Raw genomic sequence first — 1,646 nt, 5'->3', positions numbered from 1 at the left:
TGGCCAGCAGCGAGTGCCCGCCCAGGTCGAAGAAATCCTCGTCCACCCCGACCACCGGCCGTCCGAGTACCTCCGCGAACAACTCGCACACCACCTGCTCCTGCGGCGTCGCGGGAGCCCGGCCGATGTCGGCGCTCGCCGCCTCGAACGCGGGCAGAGCGGCGCGGTCGAGCTTGCCGTTGGCGGTGAGGGGGAGCCGTTCGAGGGGGACGATGGCGGCGGGGCGCATGTAGTCGGGCAGATGCCGGCGAGTGTGCTCGCGCAGGGCGATGAGCACGGCGCCGGTGTCTCGGCCGGTGGCCGGGCTCGTGGTCCAGGAGGACAGCGGCAGGTCGGCACCGGCGGCGTCCTTGGGCGCGTAGGCGCCGACGACGACGTCCGTACCGAGGAGCCCGCACTTGACGTAGGTGACCTCGATGGCGGCCGGATCGTCCGGGCTCCAGCTGATCGCGGTCCGGTAGCCGTGCTCTTCGCCGAGGCGGTGAAGATCTTCCGGATCGACGCCGGGAGTCCCCGGATCGGCTTGCGGCGTCCCGGTTTCCAGGGCGCGCCGGACGGCGAGATCGGCTGCGATGCGTGCGTTGGGTACGCCGGTCACTCGCAACCGGTCGGGCCGGGCGGTGCGCAGTCGATCGGCCAGAACGCCGATGTCTCGGGTCCAGGGTCGGGTGGGGGTGTCGGTGAGGGGGTATGGGGTGATGCCGGTTTTGTAGAGGGTGGTGTCGTAGCGGTAGCGGGTGAGTTCGTTGTGTGCGGTGCCGCGTTTGAGTTGGATGTCGATGCCGGCGAGGTCGGGGATGTGGTGTGCGAGGGCGGTGAAGTACTCGGGGTCTACGAGGAGTTCCTTCTCCAGGACCAGGCTTTGTTCGACGGCGCGGCGGATGGCGGCGGTGTCGGTGGGGTCCTCGGCGCGGGCGGTGTGCACCGCGGCGGCGAAGGTGCGGAGCAGTCGCGGGTTGCGCACGTCGCCGATGAACAGCGCCCCGCCGGGGGCGAGAGCACGCATGGCGTTGGAGACGACCTGCTCCAGATAGCCGGCGTTCGGGAAGTACTGGACGACCGAGTTGAGCACGATGGTGTCGAAGTGACCGACCGGAAGGTCGCCGAAGTCGTGGGCGGGCCGGGTCCGCAGGTGGACTCGGGAGGCAAGGACGGGATCCCCTTCGACGTGGCGCCGAAGGTTCTCGATGACGGTGGGCGAGAAGTCCGTTCCCCAGTACTCCTCGCACTCGGGCGCCAGCCCGGCGAGGAGCAGGCCGGTGCCCACGCCCAGTTCGAGGATCCGGCGGGGGTGGAGCGACCTGATGCGATCGACGGTCGTGTCGCGCCACTCGCGCATCTCGGCCGGCGGGATCGGCTCACCGTCGTAACTGCTGTTCCAGCTCGCGAAGTTCTCACCGAATGCCGTCTCCGGCGCCGTGGTGTAGACGGAGTCGTACAGGTCCTGCCACTCGCTCAGCTGGGCCTGCCCGACTTCCTCGTCCTGCGCTCGCGCCGAGGTGTCGGCGACGACGTAGGCGACGAGGCGGCTGTCGCCGGGCTGGTCCTCGCGCACGACGACGGCGGCCTGGGCGACGTCGGGATGGTCGGTGAGGACGCTTTCGATCTCGCCGGGTTCGATCCGGAAGCCGCGGATCTTGACCTGG

1 protein-coding gene is annotated in these 1,646 nt (G+C 70.0%); it reads right to left on the bottom strand.

The features are described from left to right. Positions 1-1,646 (bottom strand): class I SAM-dependent methyltransferase (locus GT354_RS52065; RefSeq protein ID WP_161365540.1); only part of this gene is annotated, 1,646 nt, incomplete at both ends.

Source organism: Streptomyces sp. SID3343, assembly GCF_009865215.1.
Taxonomy (GTDB): Bacteria; Actinomycetota; Actinomycetes; order Streptomycetales; family Streptomycetaceae; genus Embleya.
Note: the sequence above shows the minus strand (reverse complement) of the source record. Positions and strands in the feature narration are given on the sequence as shown.